Genomic DNA, 16,286 nt, shown 5'->3' with positions numbered 1-16,286 from the left:
TTGTGCGACAAGTGCTTGAGCGGGCCTCTCAAGTGGGCTAGCCTGAAATTGTGCACAGCAACAATTTGTTGAACTAATTCACGGAAACTCTGCCGAAGTGGGCATAGAATCTGAATCAACAGCAATAGACAGATCTTTTGCAATACAACATTCCGTGCGCGAATTCATGGATCCACGAGACCCTCGAGCGCACACCGGCCGACCCAGGCCGCAAGGAGAACAGAGATGAAAGCACCCAAATTACTTCCGTGGTACGCCCGCAAGGCCGGCGTCCCGATCGAGCGCGCCAACACCCTGTGGCGCAAGGCCGTGCGAGAAGCCACCGCCCAGACCGGCTGGGTGGGCAATTCCGAGTACTGGGGAGCGGCCATGGATAGCTTCCTGGTGCTGCTCGAAGCCGAAAAAGACACCTTGTGCACACCCTGCGTCACCCCCTTCGTGCGCAGCCAGAACCGCATGTGGTGCTTGCCCCTGATTGCCATGGAGGACATGTTCTGTGCGATGTCCGCAAGTTGGCAGCGCCGCACCGACACGCACCGCAGGGCAGCCTGATCCACCCGATTCGGGCGTGATCGCCAGGCGATCGCGCCAACCATCTTCCTCCCTCTCCTGCAATGGAGATTTGGCATCCGACGTCACGGTCGGGTGCCATTTTTTTGCCCGGACCGCGGTCGAACCGGGCGCTGCAACGCACGCATCCGGCCCGGTCACCGCGCCGCACCGCAGGCTGTCCGCGCGCGGCACCCGGGCTTCGCGATATACTTTCGCGTTTTCAACGATTTGAGCGCAGGCACCCCGCCCATGCAGGACAAATACCAGCCCGCAGCCGTCGAGACGGCCGCCCAGCAGCACTGGGACTCCACCGAAGCCTTCCGAGTCACCGAAGACGCCGGCCGCCCGAAGTACTACTGTCTGTCGATGTTCCCCTACCCCTCGGGCAAGCTGCACATGGGCCACGTGCGCAACTACACGATCGGCGACGTGCTCGCGCGCTTCCATCGCATGCGCGGCTACAACGTGCTGCAGCCGATGGGCTGGGACGCTTTCGGCATGCCGGCCGAAAACGCCGCGATCCAGAACGACGTGCCGCCGGCGAAATGGACCTACGCCAACATCGACTACATGAAGACCCAGTTGAAGCGCCTGGGCTTCGCCATCGACTGGTCGCGCGAGATCGCCACCTGCACCCCGGAGTACTACCGGTGGGAACAGTGGCTGTTCACCCGCCTGTATGAGAAGGGTCTGATCTACAAGCGCCTCGGCACCGTAAACTGGGATCCGGTCGATGACACCGTGCTTGCCAACGAACAGGTCATCGACGGTCGCGGCTGGCGCTCCGGCGCGCTGGTGGAAAAGCGCGAGATCCCCATGTACTACATGAAGATCACCGCCTACGCCGACGAACTGCTCGACGCGCTCGACGGCCTGTCCGGCTGGCCGGAACAGGTCAAGCTGATGCAGAAGAACTGGATCGGCCGCTCCGAAGGGGTCGAGGTGCACTTCCCCTACGATCTGTCCACCATCGGTCAGGCCGGCGTACTCAAGGTGTTCACCACCCGCGCCGACACCCTGATGGGGGCGACCTATGTCGCGGTTGCGGCCGAACACCCGCTCGCGACCCATGCCGCAGCCGGCAATCCCGAACTCGCCGCCTTCATCGAGGAATGCAAGCATGGCAGCGTGGCCGAAGCCGACCTCGCCGCGATGGAAAAGAAGGGGATGCCCACCGGCCTGCGCGTGGTCCATCCCATTACCGGCGAATACCTGCCGGTGTGGGTCGCCAACTACGTGCTGATGGGCTACGGCGAGGGCGCGGTGATGGCGGTGCCGGCGCACGACGAGCGCGACTTCGCTTTCGCCACCCGGTACAAGCTGCCGATTGCGATGGTGGTGCGCTCCACCCGCGACGCCTACGAGAACACGGTGGCCCCCTGGATCGACGCCTACGCCGAACAGGGCCGCCTGGTGAACTCGGGCAAGTACGACGGCCTGCACTTCCAGGACGCGGTCGACGCGATTGCCGGCGACCTCGCGGCCAAGGGCCTCGGCGCCAAACGCGTGCAGTACCGCCTGCGCGATTGGGGCATCTCTCGCCAGCGCTACTGGGGCTGCCCGATCCCGATGATCCACTGCGCCGACTGCGGCGACGTGCCGGTACCGGACGATCAGTTGCCGGTCGTGCTACCGGAGAACGTCGAGATCACCGGACGCGGCTCGCCGCTGGCGAAGATGGCCTCGTTCTACGACTGCAGCTGTCCGCAATGCGGCAAACCGGCGAAGCGCGAAACCGACACCATGGACACCTTCGTCGAGTCGTCATGGTATTTCATGCGCTATGCGTGCGCCGACAATCACGGCGCGATGGTGGACGAACGGGTCAACTACTGGGCGCCGGTCGACCAGTACATCGGCGGCATCGAGCATGCCATCCTGCACCTGCTCTATTCGCGCTTCTTCACCCGGGCGATGCGCGACTGCGGTCTGGTGAACGTCGCCGAGCCGTTCGCGAACCTGCTGACCCAGGGCATGGTGGTGGCTGAGACCTATTTCCGTGCGCTCGACGGCGGCAAGAAGCAGTGGCTCAACCCGGCCGACGTGGTGGTCGAGCGTGACGAGCGCGGCCGTATCATCGCGGCCAAACTGGCCAGCGACGGTCTGCCGGTGGTCATCGGCGGGGTCGAGAAAATGTCGAAGTCGAAGAACAACGGCGTCGACCCGCAGTCGCTGGTGGACCAGTACGGCGCCGACACCGCACGCCTGTTCACCATGTTCGCCGCGCCCCCCGACCAGCAGCTGGAATGGTCCGACTCCGGCGTCGAGGGGGCATCGCGCTTCCTGCGCCGGGTGTGGAACTTCGGCCACGGATTTGCCGGCGACATCCGCGCCGCCCTGCCGGGCAAGCGTCTGCTCGCCGCGGGTGAGCTGCCGGCGGCGCTGGCCGAGATCCGGCGCGAGATCCACACTCACCTCAAGCAGGCCAACTACGACTTCGGCAAGCATCAGTTCAACACCGTGGTGTCGGCCGCGATGAAGATCCTCAATGCGCTCGAAAAAGCGCCGCGAGAGCATGCCGGCGCGCATGCCGAGCTTGTCGAGGAAGGCCTCTCCATCCTGCTGCGCGTGCTGTCGCCGATTGCGCCGCACATCACCCATGTGCTGTGGCAGGACTGCGGCTACGGCAGCGATATCCTCGCCGCCGCGTGGCCGGAGCCGCTCGAGGCTGCCCTCAGGCAGGATCAGGTCGAGCTGATGGTGCAGGTCAACGGCAAGCTGCGTGGCAGCATCAAGGTCGCGGCCGATGCCGGCAAATCCGCCATCGAAAGCGCCGCACTGGCCTCCGAAGCCGCGCAGAAATTCATGGAAGGGAAGCCGCCGAAGAAGGTGGTGGTGGTTCCCGGCCGTCTGATCAACATCGTGGTCTGAGGACGCGTACATGCACTTCAACCCTGCCCGCCGCCGCCTGCTCGTCGCCGGGTCTGCCCTGACCGCCGCGGCACTGCTTGGCGGCTGCGGTTTCCGCCTGCGCGGACCGCAACCGCTCGCGTTCGCCACACTGCACGTCGGGGTGAGCGAATTTTCCGATCTGGGCGCCACCTTGCGCCGCCAGGTCGCCACCAGCGGCACCACCACGGTGGTCGAAGACCCGGCGCAGGCCGAGGCCCGCCTGCAGATTCTCGCCAATGCACGCACCCGCGAGATCCTCAGTTTGACCGGCGCCGGCAAGGTGCGCGAATATCAGCTTGGCCAGCGTATCCGTTTCCGCCTGATCGACAAGGCGGGAGGCGAACTGATACCGCCCACGGTCATTTCCGCACGCCGCGAATACACCTTCAGCGACGAGGAAGTGCTTGGCAAGGAACAGGAAGAGGCGCTGCTCTATCGCGATATGCAGGCCGATCTGGTGCAACAGCTCATGCGCCGGCTCGCCATCTATCGCCGCCCGTCGTGAACCTGCGTCCGGACCAGCTTGCCGCCCAGCTCGACAAGCCGCTCGCCGCGTTGTGGGTCTTGCACGGCAACGAGCCGCTCTTGGTGCTGGAGGCGGGTGACGCGCTCCGTGCCGCCGCACGGCGACAAGGCTACAGCGAGCGCGAAACCCTGGTCGTGGGCCAGGGTTTCCGGTGGGACAGCCTCACCTTGGCGGCGGGCAACATGTCGCTGTTCGGCGGCGAAAAATTGGTCGACCTGCGCATTCCCACCGGCAAACCCGGCCGCGAAGGCGGCGAGGCCATGCAGCGCTACGCCGCCAGACTGCCGGAAGGCGTGCTCACGCTGATCTCGCTCCCCGAACTCGACTGGCAGACACGCAAGACCAGCTGGTTCAAGGCCCTGTCCGACGCCGGTGTCGCGATCGAACTCAACGCCCCCGAGCGCGAGCGCCTTCCGGCCTGGGTCGCGCAGCGTTTGGCTGCGCAAAACCAATCGGCCTCGCCCGAGGCCCTGAGCTTCATCGCCGAGCATGTCGAAGGCAACCTGCTTGCCGCCCACCAGGAGATCCGCAAGCTGGGCCTGCTGCATCCCGAGGGTGCGATCAGCCTCGAACAGGTGCAGGACGCGGTCCTCAATGTTGCACGTTACGACATCGACAAACTCCGCCAGGCGATCCTCGAGGGCGACCCCGCCCGCTGCGTTCGCCTGCTCGACGGTCTCAGGGGAGAGGGCGCCGCGCCGCCCCTGATCCTGTGGGCGCTGGCCAACGAAACCCGCAGCCTGGCGACCCTGCGTGCCGGACGCGACGCCGGCCAGCCCCTTGCGGCCGTGTTCAAGGCCGAACGCATCTTCGACAGCCGCCGCCAGCAGATGGTGGGTCGTGCCCTCGAGCGTCTCACCCAGGTCACCCTGCGCGCCGCACTGATGCACGCGGCCCGCATCGACCGCATGATCAAGGGCGTCGCGAGCGGCGACGTGTGGGACGAGTTCCAGCATCTGGCGCTGCGCCTGAGCCGTCGCTAACGCCCCCGCAACCCCTTCGGAGCGTTCTGCCGGGGGGCTGGCAAGCGGTGCGCCGCGGTATCCCTGCCGCAGGCTGTCGAGAGCGCCCGGTGGAAAGGCGTCAGCGGGGAAACTAGGCGATGCATGTCTGAGGGCGCGCAGCGACCGAGTTTGCATCGCCGCCCCGATGACGTCTTTCCACCGGGGAAGCCGCAGGCCGCGAACGTCTGCCCGCGGCAGGGATACCCCGGTGCAAGCGCCGCTTGCCAGCCCCCCGGTAGAAACGGGCACACTTGCCACCTACGCCGCATTCAGTGATCTAATTGTCTTTGGCCCGCCTCTGGCCCCCGTTCTTACCTTTCGCGCCCGGAACCACAGATGGACATCCAGCCCTACATGCACACCCTCGGCAAACAGGCCCGCGCCGCATCGCGCCTGCTCGCCGCCGCCTCCACCGAGGCCAAGAACAACGCCCTGCTCGCCATGGCCGCAGAGATCCGCACGCGCCGGGCGGCCCTGCTCGCCGCCAACGCAAGGGATCTCGACGCCGCGCGCGGAGCCGGCCTCGACGCTGCCATGATCGACCGCCTGACGCTCAGCGAGAAAGGCGTCGAAGCGATCGCGGTCGGGCTGGAGCAGGTCGCCGCCCTGCCCGACCCGGTGGGCGAGATGACCGACATCAAGCGCCGCCCCTCGGGCATCCAGGTCGGCAAGATGCGGGTGCCGCTCGGCGTCATCGGCATCATCTACGAGGCCCGCCCCAACGTCACCGCAGATGCCGCGGCGCTGTGCCTGAAGTCCGGCAATGCCGCGATCCTGCGCGGTGGCAAGGAGGCCTTGCACTGCAACCAGGCGATTGCCGCATGCGTGCGCGCAGGTCTTTCCGCTGCGGGTCTGCCGGAACACGCGGTGCAGGTCGTCGACACCACCGATCGCGCCGCCGTCGGTGCGCTCATCACCATGCCCGAGTTCGTCGACGTGATCGTGCCGCGCGGCGGCAAGGGACTGATCGAGCGCATCTCGCGCGAATCCCGGGTGCCGGTGATCAAGCACCTCGACGGCAACTGCCACGTCTATGTGGACGACGAAGCCGACCCCGCCAAGATCGTATCCATCGTCGAGAACTCCAAGACACAGCGCTACGGCACCTGCAACACTGCCGAGTCGCTGCTCGTGTCACGCACTATTGCCGACCTCTGTCTGCCCGCGATCGGCACCATGCTCGCCACCAAGGGGGTGGAGATGCGCGCGTGCCCGGAAGCGCTCGCACTGCTGCGCGAAGCCGATATTGCCGCGAGCAAACTCGTCGCCGCCACCGAACAGGACTGGTCGGAAGAGTACCTGGCGCCGATCATCGCGATAAAGATCGTCGCCGGACTCGACGAGGCCATTGCCCACATCAACACCCACAGTTCGGGCCATACCGAATCCATCATCACCGAGAACTACACCCACGCCATGCGCTTCCTGCGCGAAGTGGATTCGGCCTCGGTGATGGTGAACGCCTCCACCCGCTTTGCCGACGGTTTCGAGTACGGGCTGGGCGCCGAGATCGGTATCTCCACCGACAAGATCCATGCACGCGGCCCGGTCGGACTCGAGGGCCTGACCAGCCAGAAATGGATCGTATTCGGCAATGGCGAGGTCCGTCGCTAGACAAGGCAGCACGCCGTCGGACTCCTGGCCGGTTTTCCGACCCCTCAGCATTGAAACGCCCGTCACCGAACGGGCGTTTCAGACGATGGGCACCAAATGGGTGCCTCAAAGGAGACAGCATGCAGCGCCAGCTTCGCCACTTCACCCTCGCAATACTGTTCGCCCTCTGCACGCTGAATGCGCATGCGGGCACCGAAGTCGCCGGTGTCCGCTTCGAAGACCACAGCTCGGTCGCAGGTGAGGCGCTTGTGCTCAATGGCGCCGGGGTGCGCACCCGCCTCATGTTCAAGGTGTATGCAATGGGCCTCTACCTGCCCGCAGCGTCGAGCAGCGATGAAACTGTCATCGCCAGGGGTGGCCCGAAGCAGATTCGCATCGTCCTTCTCCGCGACCTTGAAGCAAAGCAGTTCGCCGACGCGCTCGGCGAAGGGCTTGAGAAGAACCACACGACCGAACAGCTGACGGCGTTGAGGCCCTCGATCGACACCTTGCGCGCCGCACTCCTGCAAACACGGGACGCACCTTCAGGCACCCGGGTCCTGCTCGAATCGCTACCGAATGGGCGGACACGCCTGACCATCAACGAGCAGCAGCGCGGCGAGGAGATTTCGGATTCGGCCTTCTTTCCGGCCCTGCTGCGGGTCTGGCTCGGCAAAAACCCTGTCGATGCAGACCTGAAGAAGCGCCTGCTCGGTGCGCCGACCTAGGCGGCTCGATGAAGAACATCCATGTCGCCCCCTCGTTCGATGTCGTACTCGATCTGCCGTTTGGAAAGTTCGGTATTCTGATCGTGGGACAGAGGGTCAGCGAGTTGGCCTTCCTGCCGTCCGAAACACCGGCGCGACCGCCCGCAACCGCATTGGCCGCAGCGATATCCAGCCGTGTCGTCGAATGGATTGCCGCCCCCTACCAGATCCTCGAGTTACCCCTCGCCGAGCGCGGCACCCCCTTCCAGCGCCGCGTATGGCAAGCACTCTGTGCGATTCCGGCGGGCGAAGTACGGACCTACGGCCAACTCGCCAACGCGCTCGATACCGCCCCGCGTGCGCTTGGTCAGGCTTGCGGCGCCAATCCGTTTCCGCTCGCGGTACCCTGCCATCGTGCGGTGGGCGCAACGGGAATCGGCGGATTTGCCCACGCTTCGGACGGCTACCAGATCGCGGCCAAACGCTGGCTGCTGGCCAACGAGGCTCGATGAGCGGCGTCGCCACCGCGCTGCCGGAATCCCTGCGCAGCGAACTGGATGGCTTTACCGATACGCTGTGGCTCGAGCACGGGCTCGCGCGCAACACCCTGTCGGGCTACCGCAGCGACCTCGCGCTGTTCGGGCTATGGCTGATCGAACGGGGGCTAGCCTTGCGTAGCGCCGACGGCGCCGACCTGGCGGCCTATCTCGCCGAATTCAGCAAACGCGCCCGCCCGGCCAGCCAGCGTCGCCTGCTGTCGGCCTGGCGGCGCTACTACCGTCATCTGCTCGCCAACGGCGGAATCAATTCGGACCCGACCCTGCAGCTCGACCCCCCGCTGCCGACCCACCGCTTCCCGAAGACCCTATCCGAGGCCGAAGTCGAGGCGCTACTCGCCGTCCCCGACGTCGATACTCCGCTCGGCTTGCGGGACCGATGCATGCTCGAAGTGCTCTACGCCAGCGGGCTGCGGGCCTCCGAACTGACCGAGCTCAAACTGTTCGCGGTCAGCCTCAATGAAGGCGTGGTGAGAATAATGGGCAAAGGCAGCAAGGAGAGACTCGTACCGCTGGGCGAGATCGCTGCCGACTGGATCACGCGCTACCTTGGTGAAGCGCGACCTGCATTGCTGGCGGGCCGGACGAGCGACGCAATTTTCGTGACCCGTCGGGGCACCGGCATGACAAGACAGATGTTCTGGCGGATCATCAAGCAATATGCGGTCGGCGCCGGCATTCCAGCCGCCCGGATATCGCCTCATACCGTGCGACATGCATTTGCCACCCATCTTCTGAATCATGGTGCAGACCTGCGCGTGGTCCAGATGCTGCTCGGACACGCCGATATATCGACGACCCAGATCTATACCCATGTCGCCCGCGAACGCCTCCGGAAGCTTCATCAGACCCATCATCCGCGCGGCTGAAAATTGACCGCTGCGGGCAACCATCCCATGCCCGCGCCGATCCAGCTGGCAGTTGCGGAATCACTTTCTCATCGGGAATACGGATCATGAACAAGACCGGAAGAAATGCGCCGGAAACACCTGCAACCCGATTCTTGCGCCAACACGGCGTTGCCCACTCCAATCACGTGTACGACTACGAAGAACATGGCGGAACCGAAGTCTCGGCGCGCGAATTGAATGTGGACGAACACGCGGTGATCAAGACCCTGATCATGGAGGATGAAAACGCTCAACCGATGATTGTGCTGATGCATGGCAACCACAAGGTTTCTACCAAGGAACTGGCGCGGCAAACCGGTCGCAAGCGGATCGAGCCATGCCGGCCCGACGTCGCCAATCGCCATTCCGGTTACCTGGTGGGCGGCACATCGCCATTCGGAACCAGAAAGAAAATGCCGATATTCCTTGAAAGAACCGTGCTCGACCTCCCGCTGATTTATATCAATGGCGGCCGAAGGGGCTATCTGGTCGGACTTCACCCGCACGATCTGTTGCGCGTGTTGCAGCCGACCCTGGTTCAGGTCGCCAACTGAAAATCCGGAGCATGCCCGGGAAACCCTGCCCCCGTCACCCGGCACAATGAGCCGACAAAAAAACGTTTTATATCAAGACCCGTTTGCTGTCAGAATACGCAGTGCGAAATAGAACCGTCGCAATAACGGACATCTCCACACACAAATTCGTTTAAACACGGAGCAAGCATGGAACTGGGTACGCTGACACTGACTGAATTACGCCGACTGCAAACCAAAGTCGAAACCGAAATCAAACGCCGCAGCGACACGGCTCGCCGCGACCTGATCAAGCGCATGCAAAAGATGGCGGCCGAGCAGGGCTTGTCGCTGGACGAGGTGCTGGGAAGCAGATCGACCGCCAGTGAGAAATCCGGTGCCAAGCCGCCCAGGGCGGCAAAGGCAAAGAAGCCGGCCAAGCCCGCCAAGGTCAGTGTGATCAAATACCGTAATCCGGCAAACTCGGATCAGGGCTGGAGCGGCCGCGGACGCAAACCGCAATGGGCGCTCGACTGGCTTGCCCAGGGAAAATCGCTCGATGAACTCGCGGCATCGGCGAACCCCTGAAAAAAAGCCCGGCAGTGCCGGGCTTTGTACTTCTGCTCCATATCCGTTTCAGCCGGTGACGTCCGGAGGGTGTACACCTTCCTTTCCGCGTTGAATGAACACACCGACCCGCCGCACCCCTTTCATCACCCCGATCTTGGCAATGCGTATCTTCACCCAGGGCGCACCGAACTCCTCAACCAGCAGATTCACGACAAACTCGCCCAGGGTCTCGATCAGGTTGAAATGACGCTCGGACAACTCCTTCCGGATGCGCTCGATCACCTCGGCGTAATTGATCGTGTCGGCAATCTGGTCACGCTCCGCAGCCGAATCCGGCACGCCGAAGGTAAGGTTAAGTTCGACCGTCTGCGGCGCAATCTGTTCGCGTGGGTAGATACCGACCCACGCCTGAACCCGCAACTCTTCGATGAAGATGAAATCCATGTCGGTTCCCGATTAGAATCGCCGCAATTCTAGCCGTATGCTACGGCTACTTGCGCACAATGTGTGGCGCGAACGAACCACAAGGCCATCTGGTATCAGAGGCCGCGGAGAAATGATGTCGGTACTGCTTCTGCTGGCCGCGGCCTACCTGCTCGGGTCGATTCCGTTTGCCGTAGTCTCCAGCCGTCTGTTCGGGCTGCAGGACCCGCGTACTTACGGGTCGGGCAATCCGGGCGCAACCAATGTGCTGCGCAGCGGCAGCAAGGGCGCTGCAGTGGTGACGCTGCTCGGCGACTGCCTCAAGGGCTGGCTCGCGGTGTGGGCCGCCACCCGACTCGGATTTGGTGCCGCCGAAGCTGCGCTGGCAGGACTCGCCGCATTTCTTGGCCACGTGTTTACCATCTTCCTTCGTTTCAACGGCGGCAAGGGTGTCGCCACCGCACTCGGCGTACTTGCGGGGATTGACTGGCGCATCGCAGTGGCCAGCCTCGGCGTGTGGCTGCTGGTCGCCGTCGTCAGCCGCTATTCGTCTGCGGCCGCACTGGCCGCCGCGCTCGCTGCTCCGGTGGCGGGCTTCATGTTTCTGGGCGGGGATCCGGTCATCGCCGTACTGCTGGTCATAAGTGCGGTATTGATCTGGCGCCATGCGGCCAACATCCAGCGCCTGCTGGCCGGCACCGAAGGCCGGATCGGCGGCAAGAAGAGCTGACCGGCCGGCACTCAGGACCCGGCCGGCGGACGCAACTCGGCGAGCGGCCAGCGCGGACGAATCCGGATGCCCGACGCGCGCGGAGGACGTTCTCCCGCCGCCAGACGCAAGGCGCCGGCAAAGGCAATCATCGCCCCATTGTCCGTGCACAGCGCGGGCTCGGGATAGAACACGCGCGCGCCCCTGCGCCGCGTCACCTCATCGAGCCTGACCCGCAGCAGCCGATTGGCGCCCACCCCCCCGGCAACGACCAGGGCCTTGAGCCCAGTCTGCTTCAGCGCCGCAATCGACTTCGCACACAGCACCTCGACCACGGCCTCCTGGAAGTCCGCTGCCAGGTCGGCAGCCCGCGCCGGCTGCCAGCCCGGAGCAGACACCACATTGAGCACCGCGGTCTTGAGTCCGCTGAAACTGAAATCGAGGTCGCCGGAATGCAACATGGGCCGCGGCAGCTTGAAGCTTCCTGCCACCCCCTGGCCGGCCAGCGCGGCCAGTTGCGGCCCACCGGGGTAGCCCAGTCCAAGCAGCTTCGCGGTCTTGTCGAATGCTTCGCCGGCGGCGTCGTCAAGCGACTCGCCGAGCAAGATATAGGCGCCGACCCCGGTCACTGCCATCAGCTGCGTATGTCCACCCGAGACCAGCAAGGCGACAAACGGAAAGACGGGAGGCTCGGCAGCAAGCAGCGGCGAAAGCAGATGCCCTTCCAGGTGATGCACCGGCAGTGCGGGAATGCCGGCCGCCATCGCCATCGATTCGGCCACGCTCGCGCCGACCAGCAGGGCACCGGCCAGCCCGGGACCGGCCGTGTAGGCGATCGCGTCGAGCGCCTCGACGCCCAGGCCCGCATCGTTCAGGGTCTGCCGTACCAGCAGCGGCAGCCGGCGGATGTGGTCGCGCGAGGCCAGTTCGGGGACCACGCCGCCGTACACCGCGTGCAGATCGATCTGCGAGTGCAGGCTCTGCGCCCGCAAGCCCGCGTCGGTGTCGTAGATTGCCACTCCCGTTTCGTCACAGGATGTCTCGATGCCAAGTACCTTCATGCGCTGCTTCCCCGCTCTTTGAGGAGCGCATTTTACCTGCTGGCCGGGGGTTTCCAGGCGATGGCATGGTTCGCAATGCTTGCCATGGTCTGTCGACTCGGCTATATTCGCGATCTTTCTGCCCCCAGACACACAAGGAAGTACGCAATGCCGGGTATTCGCGTCAAGGAAAACGAGCCGTTTGAAGTTGCCATCCGCCGCTTCAAGCGCACTATCGAAAAGACCGGTGTGCTGACCGAGCTGCGCTCGCGCGAGTTTTACGAGAAGCCCACCGCCGAGCGCAAGCGCAAGCTGGCCGCCGCGGTGAAGCGCAATCACAAGCGCCTGCGCAGCCAGACGCTGCCGCCGAAGATGTACTGATTACGCACCGGTCTTTCCGGCTGCCTGCACGCCGGGCGGAGATCCGTTGGATCTCCGCCCGGCGTGACATTTTTTGAAGCTCGATGATCCCACAGTCTTTCGTTCAGGATCTGCTTGCGCGCGTCGACATCATCGACGTCATCGAGCGCCATCTGCCGCTCAAGAAGAGCGGCGCGAACTATTTCGCCTGCTGCCCCTTCCACGGCGAAAAATCCGCATCGTTTTCGGTCAGCCCGACCAAGCAGTTCTATCACTGCTTCGGCTGCGGCGTACACGGCAGCGCCATCGGCTTCCTGATGGAGTACAGCGGCCTGAGCTTCGTCGAGGCCGTCAAGGAACTCGCCGGACATGCCGGCATGCAGGTCCCCGACGATGGCAAACCGGGCCGCGCAGCGCATGACGACACCACCGAAAAACTGGTCGAAGCGATGTCTTCGGCCGCGCGCTTCTACCGCGACCAACTCAAGCACGCCCCCGATGCCGTCGATTATCTGAAGCGTCGCGGACTGTCGGGCGAGATCGCCGCACGCTTCGGGATCGGCTTCGCTCCGGACGAATGGCAGGCCCTGCAGCGCATCTTCCCAGACTACCAGAGCAAGCACCTCGCCGAAGCCGGCCTGGTCATCGACAACGACCAGGGGCGCCGCTACGACCGCTTCCGACACCGGATCATGTTCCCCATCCACGACCGGCGCGGACGCATCATTGCGTTCGGCGGGCGTGTGCTCGACGGCGGCGAACCCAAGTATCTGAACTCACCCGAGACCCCGCTGTTCGAGAAGGGCCGCGAACTCTACGGTCTCTTCCTGGCGCAGAAGGCCATCCGCGATGCCAGCTACGCACTCGTGGTCGAAGGCTACATGGATGTGGTGGCACTCGCCCAGTTCGGCGTGGAAAACACCGTTGCCACGCTGGGTACGGCAACCACGCCCCATCACATCAACACCCTGCTGCGCCACACCGAACGCATCGTTTTCTGTTTCGACGGTGATAGCGCAGGCCGACGGGCAGCCTGGCGCGCGCTCGAGAACGCCCTCGAGGCCCTGCGTGACGACACCACGCTGGCCTTCCTGTTTCTTCCCGCCGAGCACGACCCCGACTCCTTCGTCCGCAGCGAGGGCGCCGACGCCTTTCGCAAGGCAGCAGGCAATGCCATGCCCTTGGCCAGCGTACTGCTTCAGGAACTCAAGGAGCGCTGCGAGCTCGACACCGCTGAAGGACGCGCCCGCCTGATTCACGAAGCACGGCCGCTGGTAATCCGCATTGCCGCCCCCATGCTGCGCCTGCAGGTGATCAAGGCAATCGCCGAGGCCAGCGAGATGACCCAGACCGAGGTCGAGCAGGCCTTCGGCATCAAGCCGGCCAGCCCCCCTCGCCCCGCCTTCAACAATCAGGACTTCAAACGCGCCCCGCGCACCGCGCCACCGGCACGCTCCCAGGGCCGGCGCAAGCCGCCGTCGGCGATCAGCACGCTGCTGCGCCTGGTGCTGCAGCATCCAGCCTGGGCCGCCCGTCTGCCGGTCGACCTGATCCCCGCCGAAAGTGCCGAAGGCCGCGCCATGATCGCCATCGTCGACCTCGTCAGCCTTGGCGAACCGATCCCGGCAGGCGGGCTTGGCGCCCTCATCGAGCGCTTCCGCGACACCCCGCACGGCGAAACATTGTCTCGCCTTGGCGCCGAACTGGTCGACACCGAGTTCGACGAGGCCATCGTGGAGACCTTGTTCGAGGACACATTGCGCAAGCTGCAAGGGGACGCGGTCAGCCGTGAGATCACCGAACTGCTCGACCAATCGAGGCTCGGCTCGCTGTCGCCAGCCGACCGACACCGGCTCGGAGAATTGCTGGTGGAGAAGCGGAACTTGGCCGCTTCGAGCAAAGTCTCAGATTTATAGTATAATTTTTGGTTTACCCATTCATTTTCCGCCCCGATTCGAGGAGTGCCATGGCACGCGAAAAAGCCAAGGATGCGCGCAAGGACGGCCCAAAAGGTCGAGCCTCAAAGGCCAGCAAGGCCGCACTGGTCGTCGAAAGCCCGGAAATTGCTCCGCTCGACGCCGAGGTGCGCCGCACCCGGCTGAAGACCCTGATCACGCTCGGCAAGGAGCGCGGCTATCTCACCTACGCCGAGATCAGCGACCACCTTCCTGACGACGTCGCCGATGCCGAGCAGATCGAAGGCATCATCGCCACCTTCAACAACATGGGCATCCAGGTCTACGACGCGGCCCCCGCCGCCGAAGACCTCCTGATGTCCGACAGCGTCGCCACCACGGTGGATGAGGATGTCGCCGAAGAAGAGGCCGAGCAAGCCCTGTCCACGGTCGACTCCGAATTCGGACGCACGACCGACCCGGTGCGCATGTACATGCGGGAAATGGGCACGGTCGAACTGCTCACCCGCGAAGGCGAAATCGAGATCGCCAAGCGTATCGAGGACGGACTCAAGCACATGGTGCAGGCCATCTCCGCCTGCCCGACCACGATCGCGGAGATGCTCGGCATCGCCGACAAGGTCACGCGCGACGAGATGCGTGTCGACGAGATCGTGGACGCCGTGATCGACCCGAACGCCGAGGCTGACGAGGCCGCGCTTGCCGCCGCAGCCGAAGAAACCGTTGAGGCGGAAGTCGAGACCGAGTCCGACGACGAGGATGCCGAGGACGACGCCGACAGCGAGGGCGCCGCCAACGCGGCCTCGCTGCTGCAGCTCAAGACCGACGCGCTGGCCCGCTTCGCCGTGATCCGCGATCACTACGAAAGGATGATGGACGCGCTGGCGAAGAAGGGCTCGCAGGACAAGGCCTACCTCAAGTTCCAGCAGCAGATTTCCGAAGAACTGCTCAACATCCGCTTCACCGCCAAGTCGATCGAACGCCTGTGCGACACCGTCCGTCACATGGTCGAGCAGGTCCGCGGCCACGAGCGCCACATCCTGCAGTTGTGTGTCGACCGTGCCGGCATGCCGCGCCAGCACTTCATCAAGATCTTCCCCGGCCACGAAACCGACATCGACTGGCTCAAGAACGAGATCTCCTCGGGCAAGGGGTATGTCGACGGCCTGATGCGCGTCCATCCCGCCGTGCTCGAAGAACAGCAAAAGCTGCTCGACCTGCAGGCCCGGATCGGCATTCCGCTCAAGGAGCTCAAGGACATCAATCGCCAGATGTCCACCGGCGAAGCCAAGATGCGCCGCGCCAAGCGCGAGATGACCGAGGCCAACCTGCGCCTGGTGATCTCGATCGCCAAGAAGTACACCAACCGCGGACTGCAGTTCCTCGACCTCATACAGGAAGGCAACATCGGCCTGATGAAGGCCGTCGACAAGTTCGAATACCGTCGCGGCTACAAATTCTCCACCTACGCCACCTGGTGGATCCGGCAGGCCATCACGCGTTCGATCGCCGACCAGGCGCGCACCATCCGCATCCCGGTGCACATGATCGAGACGATCAACAAGATGAACCGCATCAGCCGCCAGATCCTGCAGGAAACCGGCTCCGAGCCCGATCCCGCAACGCTGGCCGAGAAAATGGAGATGCCCGAGGAGAAGATCCGCAAGATCATGAAGATCTCCAAGGAGCCGATCTCGATGGAAACGCCGATTGGCGACGACGACGACTCACACCTCGGCGACTTCATCGAGGACACCGCCACCCTAGCCCCGGCCGAGGCGGCGATGTACTCCGGCCTGCGCGATGCAACCGGTGAAGTACTCGACTCGCTCACCCCGCGTGAAGCCAAGGTCTTGCGCATGCGGTTCGGCATCGAGATGAACACCGACCACACGCTGGAAGAGGTCGGCAAGCAGTTCGACGTCACCCGCGAGCGCATCCGCCAGATCGAAGCCAAGGCCCTGCGCAAGCTGCGCCACCCGAGCCGCTCCGAGAAGCTGCGCAGCTTCCTCGACAGCGACGCATAAGGTCCCTG

At 64.3% G+C, this 16,286-nt stretch carries 16 protein-coding genes; 14 read left to right on the top strand and 2 right to left on the bottom strand.

Going from position 1 to position 16,286, the window contains the following annotated elements:
* Nucleotides 1-225 precede the first annotated feature (225 nt).
* The 10 genes from AC3A35_RS02475 to AC3A35_RS02430 all read left to right on the top strand — a co-directional run bounded on the left by AC3A35_RS02475 (nucleotide 226) and on the right by AC3A35_RS02430 (nucleotide 9,821).
* Entirely contained in the window at nucleotides 226-552 is a 327-nt protein-coding gene (locus tag AC3A35_RS02475) for a hypothetical protein (protein ID WP_487434290.1), read from the top strand.
* A 249-nt stretch (nucleotides 553-801) separates the two neighbouring features.
* Nucleotides 802-3,423: a leucine--tRNA ligase gene (leuS, locus tag AC3A35_RS02470; protein ID WP_487434289.1), complete on the top strand. Its 2,622-nt coding sequence runs from the start codon at nucleotides 802-804 to the stop codon at nucleotides 3,421-3,423.
* A 10-nt stretch (nucleotides 3,424-3,433) separates the two neighbouring features.
* A complete protein-coding gene (locus AC3A35_RS02465) occupies nucleotides 3,434-3,949 on the top strand; it encodes an LPS-assembly lipoprotein LptE (protein ID WP_487434288.1) in 516 nt (171 codons plus the stop codon).
* On the top strand, nucleotides 3,946-4,953 hold the full coding sequence (holA, locus tag AC3A35_RS02460) for a DNA polymerase III subunit delta (RefSeq protein ID WP_487434286.1): 1,008 nt from the start codon (nucleotides 3,946-3,948) through the stop codon (nucleotides 4,951-4,953). Before AC3A35_RS02465 ends, holA begins: the two co-directional genes overlap by 4 nt.
* Before the next feature lie 357 nt (nucleotides 4,954-5,310).
* Nucleotides 5,311-6,588 carry a glutamate-5-semialdehyde dehydrogenase gene (locus AC3A35_RS02455; RefSeq protein ID WP_487434285.1) on the top strand — a complete coding sequence of 426 codons (1,278 nt, stop codon included), beginning with the start codon at nucleotides 5,311-5,313 and terminating at the stop codon, nucleotides 6,586-6,588.
* A 119-nt stretch (nucleotides 6,589-6,707) separates the two neighbouring features.
* Nucleotides 6,708-7,295 (top strand): chalcone isomerase family protein, encoded by a 588-nt coding sequence (locus AC3A35_RS02450; RefSeq protein ID WP_487434284.1) that lies wholly within the window; start codon nucleotides 6,708-6,710, stop codon nucleotides 7,293-7,295.
* 8 nt (nucleotides 7,296-7,303) lie between these two features.
* On the top strand, nucleotides 7,304-7,786 hold the full coding sequence (locus AC3A35_RS02445; protein ID WP_487434283.1) for a methylated-DNA--[protein]-cysteine S-methyltransferase: 483 nt from the start codon (nucleotides 7,304-7,306) through the stop codon (nucleotides 7,784-7,786).
* Nucleotides 7,783-8,700: a site-specific tyrosine recombinase XerD gene (gene xerD, locus AC3A35_RS02440; protein WP_487434282.1), complete on the top strand. Its 918-nt coding sequence runs from the start codon at nucleotides 7,783-7,785 to the stop codon at nucleotides 8,698-8,700. Before AC3A35_RS02445 ends, xerD begins: the two co-directional genes overlap by 4 nt.
* 86 nt (nucleotides 8,701-8,786) lie before the next feature.
* Nucleotides 8,787-9,275 (top strand): Cys-tRNA(Pro) deacylase, encoded by a 489-nt coding sequence (ybaK, locus tag AC3A35_RS02435; protein ID WP_487434281.1) that lies wholly within the window; start codon nucleotides 8,787-8,789, stop codon nucleotides 9,273-9,275.
* A 168-nt stretch (nucleotides 9,276-9,443) separates the two neighbouring features.
* Entirely contained in the window at nucleotides 9,444-9,821 is a 378-nt protein-coding gene (locus AC3A35_RS02430; RefSeq protein ID WP_487434280.1) for an H-NS histone family protein, read from the top strand.
* A 48-nt stretch (nucleotides 9,822-9,869) separates the two neighbouring features.
* On the opposite strand, the gene AC3A35_RS02425 is transcribed toward AC3A35_RS02430, so the two are convergent.
* Nucleotides 9,870-10,247 (bottom strand): dihydroneopterin aldolase, encoded by a 378-nt coding sequence (locus AC3A35_RS02425; RefSeq protein ID WP_487434279.1) that lies wholly within the window; start codon nucleotides 10,245-10,247, stop codon nucleotides 9,870-9,872.
* Between the two features lie 115 nt (nucleotides 10,248-10,362).
* On the opposite strand from AC3A35_RS02425, the gene plsY reads away from it, so the two are divergent.
* The gene (gene plsY, locus AC3A35_RS02420) at nucleotides 10,363-10,956 is read left to right on the top strand and encodes a glycerol-3-phosphate 1-O-acyltransferase PlsY (protein ID WP_487434277.1); all 594 of its coding nucleotides are present in this window, start codon (nucleotides 10,363-10,365) and stop codon (nucleotides 10,954-10,956) included.
* An 11-nt stretch (nucleotides 10,957-10,967) separates the two neighbouring features.
* Here plsY and tsaD read toward each other — a convergent pair whose 3' ends face one another.
* Nucleotides 10,968-11,996, bottom strand: a complete 1,029-nt coding sequence (gene tsaD / locus AC3A35_RS02415) for a tRNA (adenosine(37)-N6)-threonylcarbamoyltransferase complex transferase subunit TsaD (protein ID WP_487434275.1) — start codon at nucleotides 11,994-11,996, stop codon at nucleotides 10,968-10,970.
* 147 nt (nucleotides 11,997-12,143) lie between these two features.
* Here tsaD and rpsU point away from each other — a divergent pair, with 147 nt between their 5' ends.
* From rpsU to rpoD, 3 genes are all read left to right on the top strand, one after another.
* The gene (gene rpsU, locus AC3A35_RS02410) at nucleotides 12,144-12,356 is read left to right on the top strand and encodes a 30S ribosomal protein S21 (protein WP_487434705.1); all 213 of its coding nucleotides are present in this window, start codon (nucleotides 12,144-12,146) and stop codon (nucleotides 12,354-12,356) included.
* 83 nt (nucleotides 12,357-12,439) lie between these two features.
* Nucleotides 12,440-14,251, top strand: coding sequence for a DNA primase (gene dnaG, locus AC3A35_RS02405; RefSeq protein WP_487434274.1), 1,812 nt, complete (start codon nucleotides 12,440-12,442; stop codon nucleotides 14,249-14,251).
* Between the two features lie 50 nt (nucleotides 14,252-14,301).
* The gene (gene rpoD / locus AC3A35_RS02400) at nucleotides 14,302-16,278 is read left to right on the top strand and encodes an RNA polymerase sigma factor RpoD (protein WP_487434272.1); all 1,977 of its coding nucleotides are present in this window, start codon (nucleotides 14,302-14,304) and stop codon (nucleotides 16,276-16,278) included.
* Nucleotides 16,279-16,286 lie beyond the last annotated feature (8 nt).

This window comes from Azoarcus sp. Soil_N_20 (assembly GCF_057656155.1).
This window is presented reverse-complemented; position numbering and strand designations above follow the sequence as displayed.

Excerpts from the sequence above, each read along its gene's own strand:
- AC3A35_RS02475 (WP_487434290.1), top strand. The coding sequence starts at position 226 with ATGAAAGCACCCAAATTACTTCCGTGGTACGCCCGCAAGGCCGGCGTC.
- leuS (WP_487434289.1), top strand. The coding sequence starts at position 802 with ATGCAGGACAAATACCAGCCCGCAGCCGTCGAGACGGCCGCCCAGCAG.
- AC3A35_RS02465 (WP_487434288.1), top strand. The coding sequence starts at position 3,434 with ATGCACTTCAACCCTGCCCGCCGCCGCCTGCTCGTCGCCGGGTCTGCC.
- AC3A35_RS02455 (WP_487434285.1), top strand. The coding sequence starts at position 5,311 with ATGGACATCCAGCCCTACATGCACACCCTCGGCAAACAGGCCCGCGCC.
- AC3A35_RS02450 (WP_487434284.1), top strand. The coding sequence starts at position 6,708 with ATGCAGCGCCAGCTTCGCCACTTCACCCTCGCAATACTGTTCGCCCTC.
- AC3A35_RS02445 (WP_487434283.1), top strand. The coding sequence starts at position 7,304 with ATGAAGAACATCCATGTCGCCCCCTCGTTCGATGTCGTACTCGATCTG.
- xerD (WP_487434282.1), top strand. The coding sequence starts at position 7,783 with ATGAGCGGCGTCGCCACCGCGCTGCCGGAATCCCTGCGCAGCGAACTG.
- ybaK (WP_487434281.1), top strand. The coding sequence starts at position 8,787 with ATGAACAAGACCGGAAGAAATGCGCCGGAAACACCTGCAACCCGATTC.
- AC3A35_RS02430 (WP_487434280.1), top strand. The coding sequence starts at position 9,444 with ATGGAACTGGGTACGCTGACACTGACTGAATTACGCCGACTGCAAACC.
- AC3A35_RS02425 (WP_487434279.1), bottom strand. The coding sequence starts at position 10,247 with ATGGATTTCATCTTCATCGAAGAGTTGCGGGTTCAGGCGTGGGTCGGT.
- plsY (WP_487434277.1), top strand. The coding sequence starts at position 10,363 with ATGTCGGTACTGCTTCTGCTGGCCGCGGCCTACCTGCTCGGGTCGATT.
- tsaD (WP_487434275.1), bottom strand. The coding sequence starts at position 11,996 with ATGAAGGTACTTGGCATCGAGACATCCTGTGACGAAACGGGAGTGGCA.
- rpsU (WP_487434705.1), top strand. The coding sequence starts at position 12,144 with ATGCCGGGTATTCGCGTCAAGGAAAACGAGCCGTTTGAAGTTGCCATC.
- dnaG (WP_487434274.1), top strand. The coding sequence starts at position 12,440 with ATGATCCCACAGTCTTTCGTTCAGGATCTGCTTGCGCGCGTCGACATC.
- rpoD (WP_487434272.1), top strand. The coding sequence starts at position 14,302 with ATGGCACGCGAAAAAGCCAAGGATGCGCGCAAGGACGGCCCAAAAGGT.